17 protein-coding genes are annotated in these 20,678 nt (G+C 59.9%); 9 read left to right on the top strand and 8 right to left on the bottom strand.

Annotated elements, in window-relative coordinates; translation table 11 throughout:
- Positions 1–132 precede the first annotated feature (132 nt).
- The 6 genes from V6L79_RS13230 to V6L79_RS13205 form a co-directional block, all read right to left on the bottom strand.
- Complete coding sequence (locus tag V6L79_RS13230; RefSeq protein ID WP_338578909.1) at positions 133–1,623, bottom strand: DASS family sodium-coupled anion symporter; 1,491 nt, start codon at positions 1,621–1,623, stop codon at positions 133–135.
- A gap of 210 nt (positions 1,624–1,833) precedes the next feature.
- Entirely contained in the window at positions 1,834–2,604 is a 771-nt protein-coding gene (locus V6L79_RS13225; protein ID WP_261741945.1) for a TonB family protein, read from the bottom strand.
- Complete coding sequence (gene tolR / locus V6L79_RS13220; protein WP_261741944.1) at positions 2,601–3,047, bottom strand: protein TolR; 447 nt, start codon at positions 3,045–3,047, stop codon at positions 2,601–2,603. Before tolR ends, V6L79_RS13225 begins: the two co-directional genes overlap by 4 nt.
- 14 nt (positions 3,048–3,061) lie before the next feature.
- Positions 3,062–3,772: a protein TolQ gene (tolQ, locus tag V6L79_RS13215; RefSeq protein ID WP_261741943.1), complete on the bottom strand. Its 711-nt coding sequence runs from the start codon at positions 3,770–3,772 to the stop codon at positions 3,062–3,064.
- A gap of 47 nt (positions 3,773–3,819) precedes the next feature.
- Positions 3,820–5,736, bottom strand: a complete 1,917-nt coding sequence (locus V6L79_RS13210; RefSeq protein ID WP_338578908.1) for a phytase — start codon at positions 5,734–5,736, stop codon at positions 3,820–3,822.
- Positions 5,737–5,820: 84 nt separating this feature from the next.
- Positions 5,821–8,355, bottom strand: coding sequence for a TonB-dependent receptor (locus tag V6L79_RS13205; RefSeq protein WP_338578907.1), 2,535 nt, complete (start codon positions 8,353–8,355; stop codon positions 5,821–5,823).
- A gap of 417 nt (positions 8,356–8,772) precedes the next feature.
- Between V6L79_RS13205 and V6L79_RS13200 the strand changes: the two genes are divergently transcribed.
- Together V6L79_RS13200 and V6L79_RS13195 are read left to right on the top strand one after the other, a co-directional pair.
- Positions 8,773–9,693, top strand: a complete 921-nt coding sequence (locus V6L79_RS13200) for a GGDEF domain-containing protein (RefSeq protein WP_261741940.1) — start codon at positions 8,773–8,775, stop codon at positions 9,691–9,693.
- Positions 9,690–10,724, top strand: a complete 1,035-nt coding sequence (locus tag V6L79_RS13195; protein ID WP_321836235.1) for an AraC family transcriptional regulator ligand-binding domain-containing protein — start codon at positions 9,690–9,692, stop codon at positions 10,722–10,724. Before V6L79_RS13200 ends, V6L79_RS13195 begins: the two co-directional genes overlap by 4 nt.
- A 66-nt stretch (positions 10,725–10,790) precedes the next feature.
- Here the strand turns inward: V6L79_RS13195 and V6L79_RS13190 are convergent, their stop codons facing one another.
- Positions 10,791–11,801: an Ldh family oxidoreductase gene (locus V6L79_RS13190; RefSeq protein ID WP_321836234.1), complete on the bottom strand. Its 1,011-nt coding sequence runs from the start codon at positions 11,799–11,801 to the stop codon at positions 10,791–10,793.
- Positions 11,802–11,934: 133 nt separating this feature from the next.
- Between V6L79_RS13190 and V6L79_RS13185 the strand changes: the two genes are divergently transcribed.
- The 6 genes from V6L79_RS13185 (at position 11,935) to V6L79_RS13160 (ending at position 17,202) form a co-directional block, all read left to right on the top strand.
- Positions 11,935–12,810, top strand: coding sequence for a MurR/RpiR family transcriptional regulator (locus V6L79_RS13185; RefSeq protein WP_338578906.1), 876 nt, complete (start codon positions 11,935–11,937; stop codon positions 12,808–12,810).
- Between the two features lie 13 nt (positions 12,811–12,823).
- Positions 12,824–13,579, top strand: a complete 756-nt coding sequence (locus V6L79_RS13180; protein WP_261741936.1) for a transporter substrate-binding domain-containing protein — start codon at positions 12,824–12,826, stop codon at positions 13,577–13,579.
- Between the two features lie 104 nt (positions 13,580–13,683).
- Positions 13,684–14,403 carry an ABC transporter permease gene (locus V6L79_RS13175; RefSeq protein ID WP_261741935.1) on the top strand — a complete coding sequence of 240 codons (720 nt, stop codon included), beginning with the start codon at positions 13,684–13,686 and terminating at the stop codon, positions 14,401–14,403.
- Positions 14,400–15,110: an ABC transporter permease gene (locus V6L79_RS13170; protein ID WP_261741934.1), complete on the top strand. Its 711-nt coding sequence runs from the start codon at positions 14,400–14,402 to the stop codon at positions 15,108–15,110. Before V6L79_RS13175 ends, V6L79_RS13170 begins: the two co-directional genes overlap by 4 nt.
- Positions 15,111–15,158: 48 nt before the next feature.
- Entirely contained in the window at positions 15,159–16,400 is a 1,242-nt protein-coding gene (locus V6L79_RS13165; protein ID WP_261741933.1) for an FAD-binding oxidoreductase, read from the top strand.
- 16 nt (positions 16,401–16,416) lie between these two features.
- Positions 16,417–17,202 (top strand): amino acid ABC transporter ATP-binding protein, encoded by a 786-nt coding sequence (locus V6L79_RS13160; protein WP_315968154.1) that lies wholly within the window; start codon positions 16,417–16,419, stop codon positions 17,200–17,202.
- A 94-nt stretch (positions 17,203–17,296) separates the two neighbouring features.
- Here the strand turns inward: V6L79_RS13160 and V6L79_RS13155 are convergent, their stop codons facing one another.
- Entirely contained in the window at positions 17,297–19,333 is a 2,037-nt protein-coding gene (locus V6L79_RS13155; RefSeq protein WP_321836231.1) for an NADPH-dependent 2,4-dienoyl-CoA reductase, read from the bottom strand.
- A 210-nt stretch (positions 19,334–19,543) separates the two neighbouring features.
- Here V6L79_RS13155 and V6L79_RS13150 point away from each other — a divergent pair, with 210 nt between their 5' ends.
- Positions 19,544–20,674, top strand: coding sequence for a nitrilase-related carbon-nitrogen hydrolase (locus V6L79_RS13150; protein ID WP_261741931.1), 1,131 nt, complete (start codon positions 19,544–19,546; stop codon positions 20,672–20,674).
- The last annotated feature ends 4 nt before the right edge of the window (positions 20,675–20,678 follow it).

The raw sequence follows: 20,678 nt of genomic DNA, 5'->3' as shown, positions 1-20,678 counted from the left end.
TCGAATGATCTGTAGCCGCTGAGGAGCGGAGCGAGGCTGCGATAAGGGGCGAAGGACCTTCAAGATTTCAGGGTCGCTGCGTAACCCATCGCAGCCTCGTACCTCGTCAGCCGCTACCGATTTGGATTGGAATTACATCCAGCCCAACCAACTCCAGTACGTCGCGCCAAACAGCAGCATCAACAAATACCCGATTGCCGTAACGATCAGTCCGACCTTGGCGAACTGTTTGGCGGTAAAGGTTTGCGTACCCAGGCACACCATGTTTTGCGGGGCGTTGATCGGCAGGATAAATCCGTAGCTGACCACAAACCCCAACAACATGGTCATGCCCAGGCGGTTGAACTCACCCGGCAAGGTTTGCAGCACCGCGATCAAAATCGGCAGCAGTGCCGAGGTCAGCGCGGTGGCACTGGCAAAGCCCAGGTGAATCAAAATCAGGAACGCCCCCAGAATCGCGAATATCCCCAGCGGCCCGACCTGATCCAGACCGGTGTTCTCCACCACCTGCGCGCCCAGCCACTGCCCGGCCTGGGTGGTCAGCAAGGCCGTGCCCAGACTGATACCGACCCCGAACACAATCACCGTGCCCCACGGAATCCGCGACTGCACATCTTTCCAGGTCATCGCGCCAAAGCGTGGTAACAGCAAAAATACCAAACCGGCATAGGTGGTCGACGTGGTGTCGAAGCTGTGTAACTTGCCCTCGGTGGCCCAAGCCAGCAGCAATGCGATGGACACACCCATCAGGCGTTTCTGCGGCCCGGTCATCGGGCCCAGTTCAGCCAGTGATTTCTCAACCGCTTCCTTGCCACCGGGAATGCTGTCGCTCTCGGGCGGGAGCATCTTCAGTACCACAAACAGCAGTACCGCCGACATGATAATGGCCCACGGCGCACCGGCGATCAGCCAGTCGAGCCAGTTCACCCGGGCCCCGAGCATCTTGTCCATAAAGCCCACGGTCAGCAGGTTTTGCGCGGCCGCGGTTTGAATCCCGACGTTCCAGATACTGGTGCCCTGAGCCACCACGATCATGATCCCGGCAGCGATGTTGGAGCGCTTGTCTACGCCAAACGCCATGATCACCCCCATCATGATCGGCACCACACAAGCGCTGCGAGCCGTGGCGCTGGGCACCACCAGACTGAGCAGGATGGTCACCGCAATCGCCCCCAGCAGTATGCGCCGGGTGCTGGTGCCGATACGGGACAGCGTGACCAACGCAATACGCCGGTCCAGGCCGGTATGGGTCATGGCTGCGGCAATAAACAACGCACCCGCTACCAATGCCAGGGCGGCATTGGAGAACCCGGTCAGGGCCATGGTGATACCAGCGGAAGTGCCGTAGAGCTTTGACGGATCGGCCAGGGTAGGCGCCATGCCGATCAAAAACGCCATAAGCGAGGTGATCATGATGGCACTGGCTTCGTACGAGACGGCCTCGGTGATCCACACCACCACGGCAAACGCCAGGATCGCCAGCATGCGGTGACCGGCCACGGGCAAGTCGGCAGGCAATGGCAGCAGCAAGATGCCGATCATGACCAGCACCGCAATCACTAGGCCTATGGGGAGTTTCGCTTTGGCCGTTGCAGGCGTAGGGGTGGTTGCAGGCGCGTTCATGGCCATTTCCTTGAGCTTGAAATCGCATGCAGCATAGGTCAAGTGCAGCCTATGGGTCTTGATGCCTGTCAATCATGCGCGTAGCCGCTGAGGAGCGAAGCGAGGCTGCGATGGGTTGCGCAGCGACCCTGAAATCTTGAAGGTCCTGCGGCCCTTATCGCAGCCTCGCTTCGCTCCTCAGCGGCTACAGGTAATTCGGGTAATTCAGGTTTACTGGATCTTGTAGTGAAAGGTATTGCGCACTCCCGGGACTGTCACCGGTTGGCCATCGACCAGCCGTGGCTGATAACGGAACGTCGCCGCCGCCACCAGTGAAGGCCGGATAAACGCTGGGTGACAGTTACCCACCACCTTGGGGTTGTCGACTTTGCCCTGGGGTGTCACCGAGTACTCCACCGTACAATCACCTTCAATGCCCTTGTCCAGCGCACGCTGCGGGTAATCGGGAGCTTGTTTGCTGATGGGCAGGTACTGGCGCACATCTGCTGCCGCAGCGGCCTGTTGTGCTCGCCGGGCATTATCCGCCGCTGCAATCCGGGCCTGTTCCGCCATTGCCTGCTGGCGCTGAGCCTCAACCTGCGCGGCTTCCCGTTGCTCCGCTTGCGCCTGTTTCTGCGCCTCCACACGCTTGCGCGCCAGCACTGCCTGCTCCAGCTTGCGCGCCTGTATCTGCGGGTCGACCTTGGGCTTTACCACCTCAGGTTTCACCTCGACCACCGGCGCCGGTGCCACCACCTGCACCGGCTCGGGTGCCGCTGGCGCCACGACCGGTTCGGCCGGCAACATCACCAGCCGGGTTTTCAGGGTCGAGGGCGTAGGCTCCGGCAACGATTGCTCCATGCTCCAGCCCAGTACCAAAAAGGCCACGACGGTGCTGTGCAAGGCAACGCTGACCACCAGCGCCTGGCTGTTGTGCCACATCCGGGTCCAGGGCATCGGCGGCGCCTGCGCCAACTGGCCGTGCATCAGCGCGGCACTCATTGCGGGGCCTCGGTCACCAGCCCCAGGTTGCTCACTCCACCTTGTTGAAGGGCAGCCATGGCCTTGACCACGCTGCCGTAACCCGCCTCGTTGTCAGCACGGATATAGACCTGGGTGTTGCTGTCTTGCGCCACCACCTGGCTGACCTTGGCTTGCAACTCTTCAAGGCTGACGGCGCTGTCGGTCTGGTTCCTGGTGTCCAGTTCGCTGCCCAGATTCCAGTAATAACCGCCCTCGGCCTTGACCGACAACGTCAGGATTTTTTGCTGACTGTCATTGACCAGCGCTTCGCTGGCAACTTTCGGCAGTTCGATTTTTACCCCCTGGGTCAGCATCGGCGCGGTCACCATAAAGATCACCAGCAGCACCAGCATCACGTCGATGTAAGGCACTACGTTCATTTCGGCCTTGGGCCCGTGTTTGCGCTGTGGTCGAGCAAGCATGTTGATACTCCCTTTCAAGCGACGGCAGACATGTTCCGCGAACCGGTATGCAGGTTGCGGTACAAGCGCATCTGAACTTCATTGCCGAGGCTGTAATAACGGGTCAGCAGGGTCTGGCCACGGGCCGAGAAACGGTTATAGGCAATCACTGCTGGTATCGCCGCAAACAGGCCAATGGCGGTAGCGATCAGGGCTTCAGCAATACCCGGAGCGACGGTGGACAGCGTTGCCTGTTGCACCTGGGACAAACCGATAAAGGAATTCATGATCCCCCACACCGTGCCAAACAATCCGATATAGGGGCTCACCGAACCCACGGTGGCCAAAAACTGCAGGCCTTTCTCCAGGCGAATTTCCTGCTCGCTGATGGCCACATACAGTGCCCGCTCAACGCCCTGCATCACACCTTCGGCATCCACTCCGGGCTGCTGTCTGAGTTGGGCGTATTCACTGTAGGCGGCGCTAAACACCTGCCCGGCCCCCGCATCTGCATCGCTGGCGTCACGGCTTTCCCGGTACAGCGCATTCAGTTCGCCCTGAGCCCGCAACCGCTGCGCGAAGCTGTCCATATCGCGTTCGCTGCGGCGCAAAATGGCGCTGCGGCGCACGATCAAAAACCAGCTCAACAGCGATGCCACCAGCAAGGTCAGCATCACGCCCTTGACCAGCAGGCTCGCGTCGCTGATCAGTCCCCAGATTGTCATGTGTTCCATGGTTGTGTGCATGTTGTGACTCCAGTAAGGGGTATTTATAAGCGACTTAAATGACCGGCTTATGGCAAGTGCAGCGCCTTGGCCACTTCGCTCCAGGGGATGTACTTGAAGTTCTGCGCCTGCTCGGGCATTCGCTTGCGGCCGTCCTGCACCACCAGCAAGCCTTTGCTCCAGGGGCCGCCGAGGTTGGCCGAAGTCACATCCAGGCCATCGGTCTCCGACGCGCCATCAATCCCCGCGGCGGCATTCACCCCCACCCGAAACGCGCCACGCAGGGCGTAAGGCGGCTCGGCATCGACCACCACATAGCTGTCGTTGCCTTGGCTTGAGATCACCAGGTAGTTGTCTTTTTCGGTCTGATACAGGCCCATACCTTCAATATCGTCGTGCACCTGCTCACCGACCTTGATCACATGAGTGAGGGTCGCTGGCTGGTCGGGACGGGCATCCACTGCCCATACCGCAACATCCTCTTCGCCGAGAAACAGCCGCTGGTTGCGGTCATCTGCCACACAGCCTTCGGGCTGGGTTGCAACCTTGAACTGGCGCACCAGTTCGCCATCGACCTTGTCACCCTTGGCGAACAAGCGGTGCTGCACAAAAGTGCCGTCCTTGTCGTTGGCAAAACTGTAGATCTCGCCCGTTGGCGCCTTGAACAGACACAGCCCGTAGATGTCCTTGACCGGGGTGGCTATCTCGCCAGCCTCCTGCAGTTCACCGGTGGCGCGATCAATGCTGAACACGCTCAGGCTGTTGTGATCACGATTGGTCGCCACTGCCAGGTCTACGGTGCGCGAGCCCAAGGTGAAGCCCGGGCGTATATCGACGTTATTCAGGCGCCCTACCGGCAAATGCTGCACACGCTTGCCTTGCAGGTCGTAGACTTCAAGGCCCTGCTGTTTATTGGTGCCCAGCACCCGACTCAGGGCCGGAGTATGCGGATGGACCCAGATCGCCGGGTCATCCGCCGCATCGCCCTGACTCATCACCACCTCGGTTTGCACCCCAGGCCTTACGCTCGGCAATACCGGCGCCAGGCTCACCGGCGTGGCTTTCCAGTCCAGCGCGCCTTCGTACAGCTTGCCGCTGGCGCCGTCCTGTACCAGCAGTTCAAGACCTTGCGCAGTCTGGCGCAACGCCAGGTGCTCAGGCTCGACCACACCGGCCAGCGCCAGGCTGGCCGCCGGTGCCCAGCCTTTGCCCTGCTGCTGATAGAGCTGCAACTGCGCTGCTTCTGGATCAAGCCCAAGCATCCCGCCCGGCACCAGCGCCATGGCCCCGGCCGTTTTTTTCACATTGCCGAAGGGCTCGACCAAGGCCACAGGGGTGCGCTTTACATCGGCCTCGGCATGCGCCGGATAGGCCCACCAGCCGACATTCTCTTCGTTGACGAACAGGTTCTGCGCGCCGTCATCGACTTGGCAGAACTTGGCTTGCGGCGGCAATGGCAGGCTGCGTACCAGCAGCGGTTGTTGCAGACGCTGACTGTCGGCGGCGACCAGCCACTGCTCACCCTTGCCCTCTTCGCCCACGGTAAACAAGTAGATATTGCTTGCGTCGTCCTGATACAGGCACACGCCATTCACCGCATAGTCACGGGCGGGCAGATAAGACGGCGCCTGCCATTCATGGCTCTTGGGGTCGAGGCTGAACAGCGCGACTTGCTGCTTGTCCTTGTCATTGCTGGCGACCAATACCTGAGCACCCAGCGCACGGCTGTCCAGCCCGGCAAACGCGCCCGGCACCCGGCTCAGGGTTTTACCCTGCTTATCGAGCAACAGCAGACCTTCGCGCTTGCTGACCGCCAGGCGTTCGTCGCCTGCGCCATTCGGCAAGTAGCTCAGGGCCTGGGCCTGGCTGGTGGACCATTGCTGCAATGTCGGAGCAACCAATTCGGTGGCCGCCTGGACGCTACCTGCGCTCAGGCAGATCAGCAGGGGCAGCAGTCGAGGTTGGCGTTTGAATAGATGAGTCATGGGTGATGCCAGTCCATATAGAGATGTGAGACCGCGTTGCCTGTATCGCGAGCAAGCCCGCTCCAACAGGAGGCCATCGAGCATTTAAAAGTGGGTGAAGGTCAGGCCCAGCGAGTAGGTCGGGCCGTATTCTTCGTACTGGTTGTTATAGCGACGGTTGCCGCTGTAAACGAAGTACGGCTGGTCAGTCAGGTTCTGGGCGTCGAACTTGATCTGCAGATTTTTGGTCAGCGAGTAGCGGGCGCTGAAGTCGACAAAAGTCTGCGCATCGACATGGGTGTCGTGGGCCTTGTCGTTGACCCCGGCCAGCTCGTAGAGGTAGTCCGACTTGTAGTTGGCCGACAGGCGCAGGCTCAGCTTGTCGTCTTCCCAGCCGAGCATCAGGTTGCCGACGGTATTGGACTGGTTCGGCAAATCGATATCGCGCTTCATGTGGGTCCCGGTCGCCGTATCGAACCCTTTGATGCTGGCGCTGGAGCGACTGAAGGTGCTGTTGGCCCCCAGGATCACGCCGTTCCAGGGTGCTGGCAGCCAGTCAAATTTCTGCGAGTAGGCCAGCTCCAGACCGTAGAGCTTGGCACTGTCGCCGTTGGCGTAGCTGTGAGCCTCGGTGAAGTCGACCCACTCGCCACTGCCGGCCAGGTCGTTGTTGTAGACGAAGTTCTTGATGTCCTTGTAGAAGAGGAATGCCGATACCGTGCCCGCCTGCCCCATAAAGTGCTCGATACCGAGGTCGAAGTTGCTCGACTCCAGCGGCTTGAGGTTAGGGTTACCGAACTCGGCCTTGTCATCTTCGATCACAAACCCCGGTGCCAACTGGCCAAAGGTCGGACGCACTACGGAGTTGGTCCAGGCTGCTCGCACCTGGGTGTTTTTCGCCAACTGGTAACGGGCATGCAGCCCCGGCAACCAGTGATGGTAGTTGCGCTTGGTGTCTTGAGCTTCGAAGGCGCCATCGCGCACGCCAGTGCCCTTGGCCTCGAATTCAGTGCCCTCGTAGCGCATGCCCGCGATAAAGCGCCAGTCGTCGATATCGACGGTGTTCATCAGGTAGGCCGAGTTGATGTCTTCACGCATGGCGAAGTCATTGGCCCGAGATGTTTGCTCATCGTAGAAATCGTTTGGGTTCAAGCCGCCAATCAGGTTCTTGATTGCCCCGCCACTGATACCTGGGCCGTACTGGCCGAGGTTGTAATGCAGGTTGCCCTTGTTGAACTGGCTGAGGTTCAGCTGTTCGTCGCTAAAGCCCAAATCCGAGAAATTCTTGTAGGACCAGGCTTCGAGGTCGTTGTCCTTGTTGCGACGGCTGACCTTGCCGCCGAATTTGACCTGGGAGGCATAGCCCTGCACGTCGTAGTCGCGGGCCAGGTCGAGGCGGATATTCTTCTCGGTGTCTTTGGTGTGTTGCTCCTGCCAGTCCACCTTGTCGAGGCTGAAGTTGGCGGGGTCATAAAAGCCTGCTCCGATGATGGGCCGCGGCTTTTCGGTGTCATAGAAACCACCGTTACCGACGCTGGAATTGCCTTTGAAAGTGGCCCCGGAAATGCCCCCCGGATTGTCTTCGCTGGATTCGCTGTAACCGGCCTGCCCGCTCAGGGTCCACAGGCCCATCATGCGCTCACCACCGAAGACGTAAGACTGGATTTTCTGGGTTTCTTCGCGCTGTTTAAGCTTGCGTTTGGTCTTGGTCTTACCCACCTCGCCCTCGGCCTGTGGGTCGGCAAATTCGAAGGCGGTAGAGTTGCGGGTTTCACTGTCCTTGAAGCGGCTGTATAGCGTGCGCAGGTACAGGCTGGTGTCGTCATCGGGCTTGTAGTCGAAGTTCAGGCCGCCGCCGGTGCGCTCGCGGCTGATGTCATACACCCGCTGCTCGAAACTGTTGAGTTTTGCACCATCGCTGAAATCCCAGTCGCCCCCGGTTTCGACGTTGTCCGAGCGAAAGTCGCGTTTATTCCAGCTCAGGGCTGCCGCTACACCGAAGTTGTCGATGCCGTCACCGAGGCTGAAACGGTCACTGATGGCGCCCGAAACCTTGGGGCTGGTTTGATGGCTGTTCTTGTTGTACCCGGCTTCGGTGCTACCGGTGTAGAACAGACCTTTATGGTCAAACGCCGACAGGCTTTGCACATCCACCGTGCCGCCCAGGGAGTTGGCGTCCATGTCCGGGGTCAGGGTCTTGATCACCGACAGCGACTGCACCAGTTCGGATGGCAATACGTCCAGCGCCACGGCGCGGCGCGCACTTTCCGGCGACGGCACCAGCGTACCGTTGATGGTCACGCTGTTCAGATCCGGCCCCAGACCACGTACGCTGACGAAACGGCCTTCGCCCTGATCGCGTTCAATGCTGATGCCGGGCAAGCGTTGCACCGCTTCGGCGACGTTGGCGTCCGGCAACTGCGCTACGCCATCGGCATGCACCACGCTTTCGATATTGTCCGAATTGCGCTGTTGCTTGAGCGCCTTGTCCAGGCTTACCGCCTGCCCGACCACTTCAACGTGCTCGGTGGCGCCAATACTCGATGCCTCGGCGGCGCTCAGACGCTCGCTGGCAATTGCCAAGACCAATGCACTGAATGTAAAGCCGACCCACTGCGCCCTGCTGCGACACTTGTACATGTTTGCCCTCCCCCAAATACGCACTACAGGCCGGGCAAATGGCCCGACAACTTGGGAGCGAAAGCTAGGGCCAGCGGATGACAGCGCTGTGACAGCGTTCGGCGTAACGCCCGGAACAGAGGGTTTTCAGCGGGGTTTGGCGGGGAAATGAGCTGATTTGACTCCTGCACAGATGACCCCCAAACCTGTAGCCGCTGCCGCAGCCTGCGACAAGGTCCGCAGGGCCTTGCCCTTCCTGTCAATAAACAGAGGGACGCTCCGCGCCCCATCGCAGCCTGCGGCAGCGGCTACAAAAACAGAGTCCGTGTTTGACTTTTTTACACAACACACCTGAGCTGATTCGACCCGCAACCCCGGTCATACAGCTGTCACACACCTCTGTTGTGCTGAGCGGCAATCGCTTTTGGCAGACACTTCATGACCTGGTTCAACGTGCTTAAACACCATCGCTGGAAACTGTTATTGCTGGTGCTGGCCGCCAATATCGGCGTGTTGCTGAACCTGGCATTCGGCACACCAAAAGCCTTCAGCGAGTGGCAATGGCTGGATATCGTCGGCGAAGGCGGGACAGCCCTGTTTATGCTGTTCTGGCTGGGGCTGGTGCTTAAAAGCCGACCCACCGGGCGGGTCACCAACTACTTGGCGAGCGGCTTGTGCTTTATGTTCTTTTCCTGGTGGATGGACGCGCTGGACGAACTTATTCGTCTGCCCAAACACCTGCACTGGAACCACTGGCTGGAGTCAGGTCCCATGCCCATCGGCATGATTCTGCTGACCATCGGCCTGTTCCACTGGCACCGCGAGCAACAGGCGATCAACCAACAAATGGAGAAACGCGAGCGGGTGTTTCGCGAGCATCGGCTGTTCGACAAACTGACCCCCCTGGGCGGTGCCGAATACCTCAAGCGCCAGGTCAGCGACTGCCTCGCGCAAAGCCTTGAGCAGCAGCAACCGCTGTCACTGCTGGCGCTGGATATCGACGACTTTGCCTCGATCAATCAGCACTATGGCCATGCTGAAGGTGACGCCGTGCTGCAAGCTCTCAGCCAGTTGCTGCTGCTCAACCTGCGCCGTCACGACCTGCTCTGCCGACTGGCCGGTGACCGCTTTGTGGTGCTGCTGCCCAATACCGGAGAAAGCCAGGCCCGGCTGCTGGCCCTGGAGTTGCAACAGGCGGTGCAGAGCCTGGCCCACAAAACCCGGCAGCATGGCGAACGGGTGCATTTGTTGGCCAGTACCGCCGTGATCATGGCAGTGAATGAGGCCCCCGATGAGCTGCTCAAGCGCCTGAACCTGGCACTGGCGCGAGCCAAGCCGCCACGGAGCAAACGCGCATGACGCTGGAGAGCCGCTGGTACGAAACCGACAGCCGTTTTATTGCCGGGCATTACCAACCCGCGACACTGATCGATCTGGCGTTATCCCGGGACATCGACAGCCATCGCCTGCTGCGCGGCACGGGGCTGTTTTACGACGATATTGTCGCCGGGCACACCCGCCTCAGTCCGCAGCAATGCTTTGGCTTGATCGCCAACACACAGCGCCTGCTCGAAGCCGATGACAGCAGTTTTTTGTTTGGCCAACGCCTGTGGCCCGGGCATTACGGACCGGCCAGCCACGCCCTGCAACAGGCGCAAAACCTGCATCAGGCCCTGGAAACCCTGATCCATCACCGGGCCTTGCTCAGCCCCCTGCTGACCCCGCGCCTATTGCTGGACGACAAGTACGCCTACGTGTACTGGCTCGACAGTTGCGGGGCCGGGGAGCAATTGCGGTTTGTGCTGGAAGCCAGCATGACGGCGTTAAAGGCCATGAGTCAGTGGCTCAGCGGCGAGCGCCTGCCATGGGAATGCAGCTTCAGCCACCCGGAGCCGCGTTATGTGGAGCAGTACTGGGTGCATCTGGGGGAGAACACCCAGTTCGGTAGCCAACTGGACATGATGCGCCTGCCCCGTGAATACCTGACCCGGCTCTGGCCCAACGCGTCGGCGATAGCCCGGCAAGTGGCGTATCAGCAGGCGCAAATTGAGTTACACAGCCTAGGGTTCCGCGCCAGCTTGCTCGACCGGTTGTATGTGTACTTGCGCAACAATGCGCAACAGACCCCCGGCCTTGAGCAGGCGGCTCAGCACTTTTCAATGAGCCAGGCCACCCTCAAACGCAAGTTGAACAAGCACGGCACACACTTTCAGGCGCAGCAGGATCAAGCGCGCAAGCATATGGCGCTGTACCTGTACCAGATCAAGGGCATGAGCAACGAAGCGGTGGCCGAGTACCTGAACTTCAACGACCCGGCCAACTTTCGCCGAGCGTTGAAACGCTGGACGGGGTGTACGCCCAACCTGATCAGGCAGTTTTTGGCGTTATAAGCCGAGTACGACTGCTGCTCAATTCATGTAGCCGCTGAGGAGCGAAGCGGCTACGAGGGGCCGGGGTTACCCCGCCAATTCGCGCAATTTGGCCAGTTCTTCAGCACCCAGCGGGATACCCTCGCTCAACGATTTGGCCCGTTCGATAAAACGCCGATCACCCGGCATGCGCTCAAGGCCGACCGCATGCATTTGGCGCACCAGTTCGGCGCTGCGCTGGGCGAAGCTGTTGCCGCCGGATTTGCTCGGGTCAATCACAATCAGCAACTGACCAGTCCACGGGGTCTGCGCGCCCGGATGTTTGGACCAGTCGAATTCAAACGAGAAGTTGCCACCGGTCAGGGCCGCTGCCAGCAACTCGACCATCATCGACAGCGCTGACCCCTTGTGCCCGCCAAATGGCAACAAGGCGCCGCCGTCGAGAATGGCTTTAGGGTCTTGCGTCGGCTCACCCTGCTTGTCCACTCCCATGCCTGCAGGCAGCGAGTGGCCCTTGCGTGCGGCAATTTGCACATCGCCGTGGGCAATTGCACTGGTGGCCAGGTCAAATACGATCGGGTGGCCGTCTGCACGCGGTGCGGCGAAAGCAATCGGGTTAGTCCCGAACAGAGGCCTTTGCGCGCCGTGGGGCACCACGCAGGTCATGCTGTTAACCACGCTCAAAGCCACCAGGCCTTCCTCGGCAAACGGCTCAACATCAGGCCATAGCGCGGCAAAGTGATGTGAGTTACGAATCGCCAGTACCGCAATCCCGGCGCTGCGGGCTTTTTCCACCAGCAATTGACGGGCGGACTCCAGCGCGGGCTGGGCAAAGCCACCGGCTGCATCGACGCGGATAAAGCCCGAGGCCACGTCTTCAACCACCGGAACGGCCTGGCCGTCGACCCAATGACTGGCCAGCGATGACAGATACCCCGGAATGCGGAACACGCCATGACTGTAGGAACCATCGCGTTGCGCCCGTGCGCAGTTGTCGGCCAGTACCCGAGCAACCGATGCCGAGGTGCCATGACGCTCAAAAATCCGTTGCAGCAATGCGGTCAGTTCAGCGAGGGAAAGCGACTGCGTGGAAGACATTCTGGCGCTCCAATCTGATTATTTTTATCTGAGACAAACTATCCTTCGATGACAGTTCTCTGTCAATTGTTGACTTAATGACAGAAAACATTCACTTTCTGCTTCGCGCTGAAATAAAAACAGGAATGCAGTCGTGAGCCAGCCGATTAAACAACGCCTTGAAAGCAGTCTGTCAACCGCCGCCCCTTCGGGTCGGGCGATTGCCAGCTACATGCTGGCCAATCTTTACGAGCTGCCTTTTCAGACTGCCGCCGACATCGCCAGCAAACTGGGGGTCAGCGAATCCAGTGTCGGACGCTTTTGCCGCTCGTTGGGTTATAGCCATTTCAAAGACCTGAAAAATGATCTCAAGGACGACCTGGGCGATGGCCCGTGGCTGGTCGGTGATCGCTTGCAAGAATTCCGCCAGCAGTCGAGCCACAGCCCGCAAGCTTTACCGCGCAGCTTTGAGCTGGAAGTCGGTGCGCTGGTCAAGGTCTACGAATACAGCCTCACGCCACAGTGGCATACCGTCAGCCAGCGCCTGGCCACCCGGCGCAAGGTGTTTGTTGCAGGTTTCCAGACCGAACGCGGGATCGCCGCCTCGATGGTGCACTTGCTGCAATACCTGCGCGATGGCGTGCAACTGGTGGACGGCGCCGCCGGGCATTACGCCGACGTGCTGCTGTGCCCGCCAGAGGATTGCGCACTGGTGGTGTTTGAAGCCCGACGCTACTCGCGCCACGCCCAGCTGTTGTACCGCAAGGCGCGCGAAGCCGGAATCGACGTCACGCTGATCACCGATACCTTTTGTGACTGGGCAGACCAGGCCGCCAATGAGGTGTTCCGCGTGCCCACCGAGTTCAACCTGTTCTGGGAGTCCACCGCGGCGATGCTGTCGCTGGTGCATTTGTTGATAAATGAAGTGTGCAAACAACTGGGACCAGACGTTGAGAAGCGTCTTGAGGCAACCGCGGCCTTACACAATGAGTTCGTGGGCTACACATCCTCACCCGGATCAAAACAATAAAACGAGGTGCTAGATGAAATACGTCATTCGCTTTGCAAGTGCATGTGCACTGGTGGCCGCTGTTGCAGCCAACGCTCACGCCGATACGCTGACTATCGCCACCGAAGGCGCCTACCCTCCATTCAACACCACCAACTCGGACGGCACGGTCTCGGGTTTTGACGTCGATATCACCAATGCCCTGTGCGAACGCATGAACGCACAATGCAAGATCGTTGCCCAGGATTGGGACGGCATCATTCCGGGGCTGATGGCGAAAAAGTACGATGCCATCGTCGCATCGATGATCGTGACCGATGAACGCAAAAAGAAAATTGCGTTTACCAATCACTATTACCGCACCCCTCTGTCGATCGCCGTGCCCAAAGACTCTGACATCACCGATGCCCAGATCAACTTCAAGGGCCGCACCATCGGCGCCCAAGGCGCAGCAACCCAGGGCATTTATGCCGAAGATCACTACGAGAAAGCCGGCGCCAAGCTCAACCTCTACCCGACCCTGGACGAGGCCAATGCCGAGCTGAAAAACGGCCGCGTCGATGCAGTGATTGCCGACAAGTTCCCCCTGCTGGAGTGGATCAACAAGGCCAGCGACGACTGCTGCAAGATCATCGGTGACGTAGACGGCACCAATGCCGATGCAGCGATTGCAGTGCGCCAGAGCGACACGGTGCTGCGCGAGCGCTTTAACAAGGCACTGGACGAAATCGTGGCTGACGGCACCTATAAAAAGATCTCCAGCAAGTACTTCGACTTCGACATTTACTGAGTCGCCTGCCCTCGTTTGAGGGCTTCCCTGCCAATGACCCTGCCCTGCGCACATAAGGTGCGCAGCGGCTGAATTTCGGCCCAATTTTGCCCGGGGATTCGAGCATGCTCGATCAACTCTCACTTCTTTCTTTCGCCAGTGGCGGCTGGGGCTCGGCCTTGCTCGCCGGGGCTATGGTCACCATTGCACTGGCCTTGAGCTGCCTGCCCATCGGTTTGCCACTGGGCCTGGCCGTGGCCGTAGCGGCACGCTCCAAAAACCGCTGGGTGCGGGCCTGGGCGACAACCTTTTCCACCGTCTTCCGTGGCTTGCCGGAACTGCTGACGCTGCTGATCATTTACTACGGTTGCCAGATCGCCGCGCAAAAGATCCTCGCCATGATGGGCTACGACGCGCAGGTCACGATCAATACCTTCGTTGCCGCGATGGTTGCCTTTAGCCTGGTGTTTGCCGCCTTCTCCAGCGAGATTTGGCTGGGCGCGTTCAAAACCATTCCCAAGGGCCAGTTTGAAGCCGCCTCGGCCCTGGGCCTGAGCAAATTCACCACATTCCGCAAGGTGGTGCTGCCACAACTGGCGCGCATCGCCCTGCCCGGCCTGTCGAACAACTGGCTGTCGCTGCTCAAGGACACCTCGCTGGTGTCGACCATCTCCCTGGTGGACTTGATGCGCCAAACCAACCTGGCCGTCAGCGTGACCAAGGACCCGATGCTGTTCTACAGCGTCGCGTGCCTGGGCTATCTGTTTTTCTCGGCGATTTCCGGGCGGCTGTTCAGCTTCCTTGAACGCTACTTCAGCCGCCATCAACGGAGCGCGCAGCCATGAGTCTGGCGGATCTGCAAAACATGTTTCTCAACCCCGACCTGCTGGAACGCTACGGCCCGCGCTTTATCGACGGGCTGCTGGTCACCGGCAAGCTGGTGGCGATTTCGTTCACCCTCGGCGCTTTGCTCGGCTTGCTGATTGCCTTGGGGCGTTTGTCCAGCAATCGCTTCCTGCGCAGCTTTACCGGCGCCTACGTGTACTTCTTCCGCGGCTCGCCGCTGCTGGCACAACTGTTTTTGCTGTATTACGGCCTCGGCTCGTTCAAGGGCTTCTGGCAAGACGTGGGCTTGTGGTGGTTTTTCCGTGATGCCTGGTTCTGCACCCTGCTGGCCTTCACCCTCAATACCGCGGCCTATCAGGCCGAAATCCTGCGCGGCAGCATCCTTTCCGTGGCCCAGGGCCAGCGTGAAGCTTGCAAGGCGCTGAACCTGTCGCGCTGGACGGCCTTTCGCAAGATCATCCTGCCGCAATCGCTGCTGGTGGCTATCGGCCCGCTGGGCAATGAACTGATCCTGATGATCAAGGCCAGCGCCATCGCCTCGCTGGTGACCATTTACGACCTGATGGGCGTGACCAAGATGGCGTTCTCGCGCAGCTTCGATTTCCAGATCTACCTGTGGGCTGCCGTGCTGTACCTGCTGATCGTGGAAATCGTACGACGCAGCCTGAAGCTGATCGAAGGCCGCCTCGGCCGCCATTTGCAGTAAGCCCATTGTTCGGGCTGCGAACACGGCCCCCGATTTAAGGATTTGTTTATGCACTGCGACATCATCGTTCTGGGAGCCGGCATCGTCGGCGTCAGTACCGCGTTGCAACTCCAGGCCCACGGGCGCAACGTCGTGCTGCTCGACCGCGCCCAGCCGGGCAGCGGCACCAGTCACGGCAATGCCGGGCTGATCGAGCGCGCCAGCGTTATCCCCTATTCGTTCCCGCGTGAAATCTCGCGCCTGCTGCGCTATGGCCTCAATCAGCAATCAGATGTGCGCTACAGCCTCAAGCATCTGCCAAAGGCCGGGCCGTGGTTGTTGAAATACTGGCAGCAGTCCGGCCCCAAGGAACTGGCCAAAGCCACCCGGGCCATGCTGCCGTTGATTGAAAAGTGCGTCAGCGAGCACGACCTGCTGGCCGAGCCTGCGGGCGTCACTTCGCTGATTGACGACAGTGGCTGGATCGAGGTCTACCGCACCCAGGCCGACTTCGACAAAGCCCAGCGCGACGCCGCGTCCCTGAGCGAGTTCAAGCTCAACTATCGGGTGCTCGGTGAGCAGCAAGTCCACGCCCTGGAGCCGGGCCTGCACACCGATGTGATCGGCGGCATTCACTGGCTCGACCCCAAGACCGTCAGTGACCCGGGCGGCCTGACCCGCGGCTATGCCGAGCTGTTTATCAAGCGCGGCGGCACCTTTGTCACCGGCGACGCCGCCAGCCTGCGGGCAACCGCCGGGCAATGGCAGGTCGAAAGCCAGAAAGGGCTGATTGTCGGTAACGAAGTGGTGATCGCCCTTGGACCGCAAGCACGGGAGATTTTCGAACCGCTGGGCTATCGCATTCCGCTGGCGATCAAGCGCGGCTACCACATGCATTACGCCGCCAAGGATGGCCATACCATGCACCATCCGATTCTCGATTCGGTGGGTGGTTATGTCTTGGCGCCGATGGTTGGCGGTATTCGTCTGACCACCGGGATCGAATTTGCTGACAGCGATGACCCAATCAATGAAATCCAGCTGCGCCGTTGCGAAGCACGCGCCCAGCGCTTGTACCCGCTGGGTGAGCGTCTCGATGACGAGCCTTGGCTTGGACGCCGCCCGTGCCTGCCGGACATGTGCCCGGTGATTGGCCCAGGCAGTCGCCACAAGGGCCTGTGGTTCAACTTTGGGCATGCTCACCACGGTCTGACCCTGGGCCCCGTCAGCGGGCGCCTGCTGGCCGAAATGATGACCGGCGAAAAACCTTTCACCGACCCTGCGCCCTACAGCGCCGAGCGCTTTCACTGACACCTGGAGACACAACATGCACGCACAATCTGCTTACGTTCACTCTGTGTCACCCGTAACCGACACGCGCAAGGTGGTGGTGGATATTGCTGGGCTGAACAAGTACTACAGCGCCTTTCACGTACTCAAAGGCATCGACCTGAAAGTGCGTGAAGGTGAACGCATCGTGCTGTGCGGCCCTTCCGGCTCAGGCAAATCGACGCTGATCCGCTGTATCAACCGCCTGGAAATCGCCGAGCAGGGTCGCATCCTGATCAACGACACTGACCTGTCACTGCCAACTCGCGAAGCCGCTAAAGTGCGCAGCGAAATTGGAATGGTGTTTCAGCATTTCAACCTGTTCCCGCATATGAGCGTGATCGACAACTGCATCCTGGCGCCGATGTCGGTGCGCGGCCTGTCACGCAAAAAGGCGATTGAACTGGCGCAACATTTTCTAACCAAGGTCGGGATTGCCAGCCAAGCCGACAAGTACCCGAGCCAACTGTCCGGCGGGCAGCAGCAACGCGTGGCCATCGCCCGTGCGCTGTGCATGGAACCGAAAATCATGCTGTTTGATGAGCCGACCTCGGCGTTGGACCCGGAAATGGTCAGCGAAGTGCTGGACGTGATGGTCAACCTGGCGGGCAGTGGCATGACCATGCTCTGCGTAACCCACGAAATGGGCTTCGCCCGCCAGGTGGCCGAGCGGGTGCTGTTCCTTGATGGCGGGATGGTGATCGAGGACTCGCCACCGGAACAGTTCTTCAACGCCCCAAAAAGCCCGCGAGCCAAGGCGTTTTTAGCGCAGATCGTGCATTAAAAGCCCACTTTGTGTGGGCTGCAAAGGCAAATGCAGACCTGCGAAACGCCACGAATCAGCCCCCTCTCCCTCCGGGAGAGGGTTGGGGTGAGAGTTAAAGTTGCGCCGCCAGTCTCGACCCTTGATTAATCGCACGCTTGGCATCCAGCTCCGCTGCCACATCCGCACCACCGATCAAATGCACGCTCTGCCCCGCCGCGACCAGGCCATCGTGCAGCTCGCGCAACGGGTCTTGCCCGGCGCAAATCACGATATTGTCCACCGGCAACAATTGCGGCTCGCCTTCACCAATGCGGATATGCAACCCGGCATCATCAATGCTCAGGTAGTCCACGCTATTGAGCATCTGCACTTGCTTGTTTTTCAGGCCCGCGCGATGAATCCAGCCAGTGGTTTTGCCCAGACCGTCACCAACCTTGGTTTTTTTGCGTTGCAGCAGGAACACCTGACGCGCCGGGGCATGCACCTCGGGCTTGATCCCGGCAACACCGCCGCGGGCTTCAAGCGCGGTGTCGATGCCCCACTCTTTCCAGAACGCGTCCCGGTCCTGGCTGGTGGAAACGCCCTGATGCACAAGGAACTCGGATACATCAAAACCAATCCCGCCCGCACCAATCACTGCCACCTTGGCACCTACCGGCTTGCGCTCCAGGATCACGTCCAGGTAGCTCAGCACCTTGGGATTGTCGATGCCCGGAATCGCCGGGGTACGCGGTGCGATACCAGTAGCCAGGATGATTTCGTCAAAGCCGCCATCCACCAGCTGCTGCACATCCACCCGGGTATTGAGGCACAGCTCGACACCGGTGGTTTGCAGCTTGCGCTTGAAGTAACGCAGGGTTTCAAAGAACTCTTCCTTGCCCGGTACGCGCTTGGCCACGTTGAACTGACCGCCAATCTCGCTGGCCGAGTCAAACAGCGTCACCGCATGCCCGCGCTCGGCCGCTACGGTAGCGGCTGACAACCCGGCAGGGCCAGCACCGACCACGGCGATTTTTTTCACCGCAATGGTCGGCAGGTAGTTAAGTTCCGTTTCGTGGCAGGCACGAGGGTTGACCAGACAGCTGGTCAGCTTGCCGCCGAAGGTGTGGTCCAGGCAGGCCTGGTTGCAGCCGATGCAGGTATTGATCTCATCACTGCGCCCGGCCGCTGCCTTGTTGACGAACTCCGGGTCGGCCAGAAACGGACGGGCCATGGACACCATGTCCGCATCGCCTTCGGCCAGGATCTGCTCGGCAATTTCCGGAGTATTAATACGGTTGGTGGTGATCAACGGCACATTGACCGAGCCACGCAGCTTGGCCGTCACCTTGCTGAACGCGCCGCGCGGCACCTTGGTGGCAATGGTCGGGATGCGTGCTTCGTGCCAGCCAATCCCGGTGTTGATCAGGGTCGCACCGGCCGACTCGACGGCCTTGGCCAGTTGCACCACTTCTTCCCAGATACTGCCGCCGGCTACCAGATCGAGCATCGACAGGCGATAAATGATGATGAAGTTCGGACCTGCGGCTTCACGCACGCGGCGCACGATTTCCACGGGCAGGCGCATGCGATTTTCGTAACTACCACCCCAGCGATCAGTGCGCTGGTTGGTGTGCGCAGCGAGAAACTGGTTAATCAGATAGCCTTCGGAACCCATGATCTCGACACCGTCATAACCGGCGCTCTGGGCCAGTTTGGCGCAGGTCACGAAGTCGCTGATTTGTTTCTCGATGCCCTCTTCATCCAGCTCCTTGGGCGTGAACGGGTTGATCGGTGCCTGAATCGCACTCGGTGCCACCTGGCGCGGGCTGTAGGCATAACGCCCGGCGTGGAGGATCTGCAGGCAAATCTTGCCCCCGGCATCGTGCACCGCCCGAGTCACGACCACATGCTTTTCTGCTTCTTCGACCGTGCTCAGCTTGGCCGCGCCGCTGTACACCCCCCCTTCATCGTTGGGCGCAATGCCGCCGGTCACGATCAGGCCGACACCGCCTCTGGCACGCTCGGCAAAGTAGGCGGCCATACGCTCAAAACCACCGGGCTTTTCTTCAAGACCGGTGTGCATCGAGCCCATCAGGCTGCGGTTGCGCAAGGTGGTAAAGCCCAGATCCAGCGGGGCGAGTAAATGCGGGTAGTGAGTGGCGGTCATCAGAAAGCTCCACAACGGGCTAAATCACGGGACGCGGGATGCTCTGCGGCTCCCGTCGTTGATGTGAGGCACAGTAAAGACTCAGCAGACCCCACTCAATGACCCAAACTAACAAATTATTAACCCAAATGCGCAGCACCCCTTGGCAAGCCTGCAGGCGCCGCCTACCCTAGACGTCGAATTCCGCTGAAAGCTGTCTGTTCTATTTCTATGCGCAAACTAATTGGCTGCACCTTACTGATCGCTCTTGTCGCCGCAATCGGCGGCTATGCCTACTGGACCACGCAACGGGATGTTGGCCATTACCTTTCTGACCTGCGCATCGAGCTGGCCATTAACGAGGGCGTCAATAATGACCGTGGCAACCTGCTGGGTATCGAACCCGACCTGTCCCCCCGCGACTATCAGAGCCTGGAGCTGGTCCATCTAAAGCTGGCGGCTTACCTCAATACCGCCCGCGATGCAGGCTTGCTCAACGCTAAAACCGTGGTGGTATTACCGGAACACATCGGTTCCTGGCTGATGTTTCGCGGCGAGAAAAACCAGCTGTATCAAGCTGAAAACCTGAACCAAGCGATGCAATGGCTGGCCATGAGCAATCCCTTGGCCTTTGCCAATGCCTGGCTGCGTGCCGACGGTGAAAGCCGGGTCAACGATGCGCACTTGCGCATGAAAGCCGACAGCATGGCGGCTGACTACCAGACGCTGTTCGGCGGCCTGGCCAAAGAGTTCGGCGTGACTTTGGTGGCCGGTAGCATTGCGCTGCCTGCACCGCGTATCGAGAACGGCAAGCTGCTGCCCGGCACTGGCCCGCTGTACAACAGCAGTGTTGTGTTTGATAGAGACGGTGCAGCGCTGGGCACTCCCCAACGCCAGTTGTTGCCGACCTATGAAGAGCAAAGCTATATCCAGCCGAGCCCCGACCATGAGCTGAACGTGGTGGATACCCCGGCCGGGCGCCTGGGCATCCTGATCGGCAGCGACAGCTGGTACCCCGAGAACTACCGCACACTGAACGAGAAAGGTGTGCAACTGATTGCCGTACCCGCGTTTATCGTAGGCAAAACCACTTGGGATAAACCTTGGGGTGGCTACAAAAGCGTATCGACGCCCAGCGAAATCAGCCTCAAGCCCGGCGAAGTCACCGAGGGCGATGCCTGGCACCGCCTGACTCTGATCAGCAGCCTGCCCATCAGCACCGCCGAAGCGGGCGTGACCGTGTTTTTACGCGGCAAGTTCTGGGACAAGCACAGCACCGGCCTGGGCTTTATCAGCCGCAATGGCCAGACCAGCCCGGATCAGCCCGGCACTGGCGCCCGCCTGCTGAACCTCTGGCTATAGAGCG

The sequence above is a fragment of the Pseudomonas sp. ML2-2023-6 genome, from assembly GCF_037055265.1.
Taxonomy (GTDB): domain Bacteria; phylum Pseudomonadota; class Gammaproteobacteria; order Pseudomonadales; family Pseudomonadaceae; genus Aquipseudomonas; species Aquipseudomonas kulmbachensis.
This window is presented reverse-complemented; position numbering and strand designations above follow the sequence as displayed.

Excerpts from the sequence above, each read along its gene's own strand:
- V6L79_RS13200 (WP_261741940.1), top strand. The coding sequence starts at position 8,773 with ATGACCTGGTTCAACGTGCTTAAACACCATCGCTGGAAACTGTTATTG.
- V6L79_RS13210 (WP_338578908.1), bottom strand. The coding sequence starts at position 5,736 with ATGACTCATCTATTCAAACGCCAACCTCGACTGCTGCCCCTGCTGATC.
- V6L79_RS13225 (WP_261741945.1), bottom strand. The coding sequence starts at position 2,604 with ATGAGTGCCGCGCTGATGCACGGCCAGTTGGCGCAGGCGCCGCCGATG.
- V6L79_RS13195 (WP_321836235.1), top strand. The coding sequence starts at position 9,690 with ATGACGCTGGAGAGCCGCTGGTACGAAACCGACAGCCGTTTTATTGCC.
- V6L79_RS13180 (WP_261741936.1), top strand. The coding sequence starts at position 12,824 with ATGAAATACGTCATTCGCTTTGCAAGTGCATGTGCACTGGTGGCCGCT.
- V6L79_RS13205 (WP_338578907.1), bottom strand. The coding sequence starts at position 8,355 with ATGTACAAGTGTCGCAGCAGGGCGCAGTGGGTCGGCTTTACATTCAGT.
- V6L79_RS13175 (WP_261741935.1), top strand. The coding sequence starts at position 13,684 with ATGCTCGATCAACTCTCACTTCTTTCTTTCGCCAGTGGCGGCTGGGGC.
- V6L79_RS13160 (WP_315968154.1), top strand. The coding sequence starts at position 16,417 with ATGCACGCACAATCTGCTTACGTTCACTCTGTGTCACCCGTAACCGAC.
- V6L79_RS13170 (WP_261741934.1), top strand. The coding sequence starts at position 14,400 with ATGAGTCTGGCGGATCTGCAAAACATGTTTCTCAACCCCGACCTGCTG.
- V6L79_RS13155 (WP_321836231.1), bottom strand. The coding sequence starts at position 19,333 with ATGACCGCCACTCACTACCCGCATTTACTCGCCCCGCTGGATCTGGGC.
- tolR (WP_261741944.1), bottom strand. The coding sequence starts at position 3,047 with ATGCTTGCTCGACCACAGCGCAAACACGGGCCCAAGGCCGAAATGAAC.
- V6L79_RS13165 (WP_261741933.1), top strand. The coding sequence starts at position 15,159 with ATGCACTGCGACATCATCGTTCTGGGAGCCGGCATCGTCGGCGTCAGT.
- V6L79_RS13150 (WP_261741931.1), top strand. The coding sequence starts at position 19,544 with ATGCGCAAACTAATTGGCTGCACCTTACTGATCGCTCTTGTCGCCGCA.
- V6L79_RS13230 (WP_338578909.1), bottom strand. The coding sequence starts at position 1,623 with ATGAACGCGCCTGCAACCACCCCTACGCCTGCAACGGCCAAAGCGAAA.
- tolQ (WP_261741943.1), bottom strand. The coding sequence starts at position 3,772 with ATGCACACAACCATGGAACACATGACAATCTGGGGACTGATCAGCGAC.
- V6L79_RS13190 (WP_321836234.1), bottom strand. The coding sequence starts at position 11,801 with ATGTCTTCCACGCAGTCGCTTTCCCTCGCTGAACTGACCGCATTGCTG.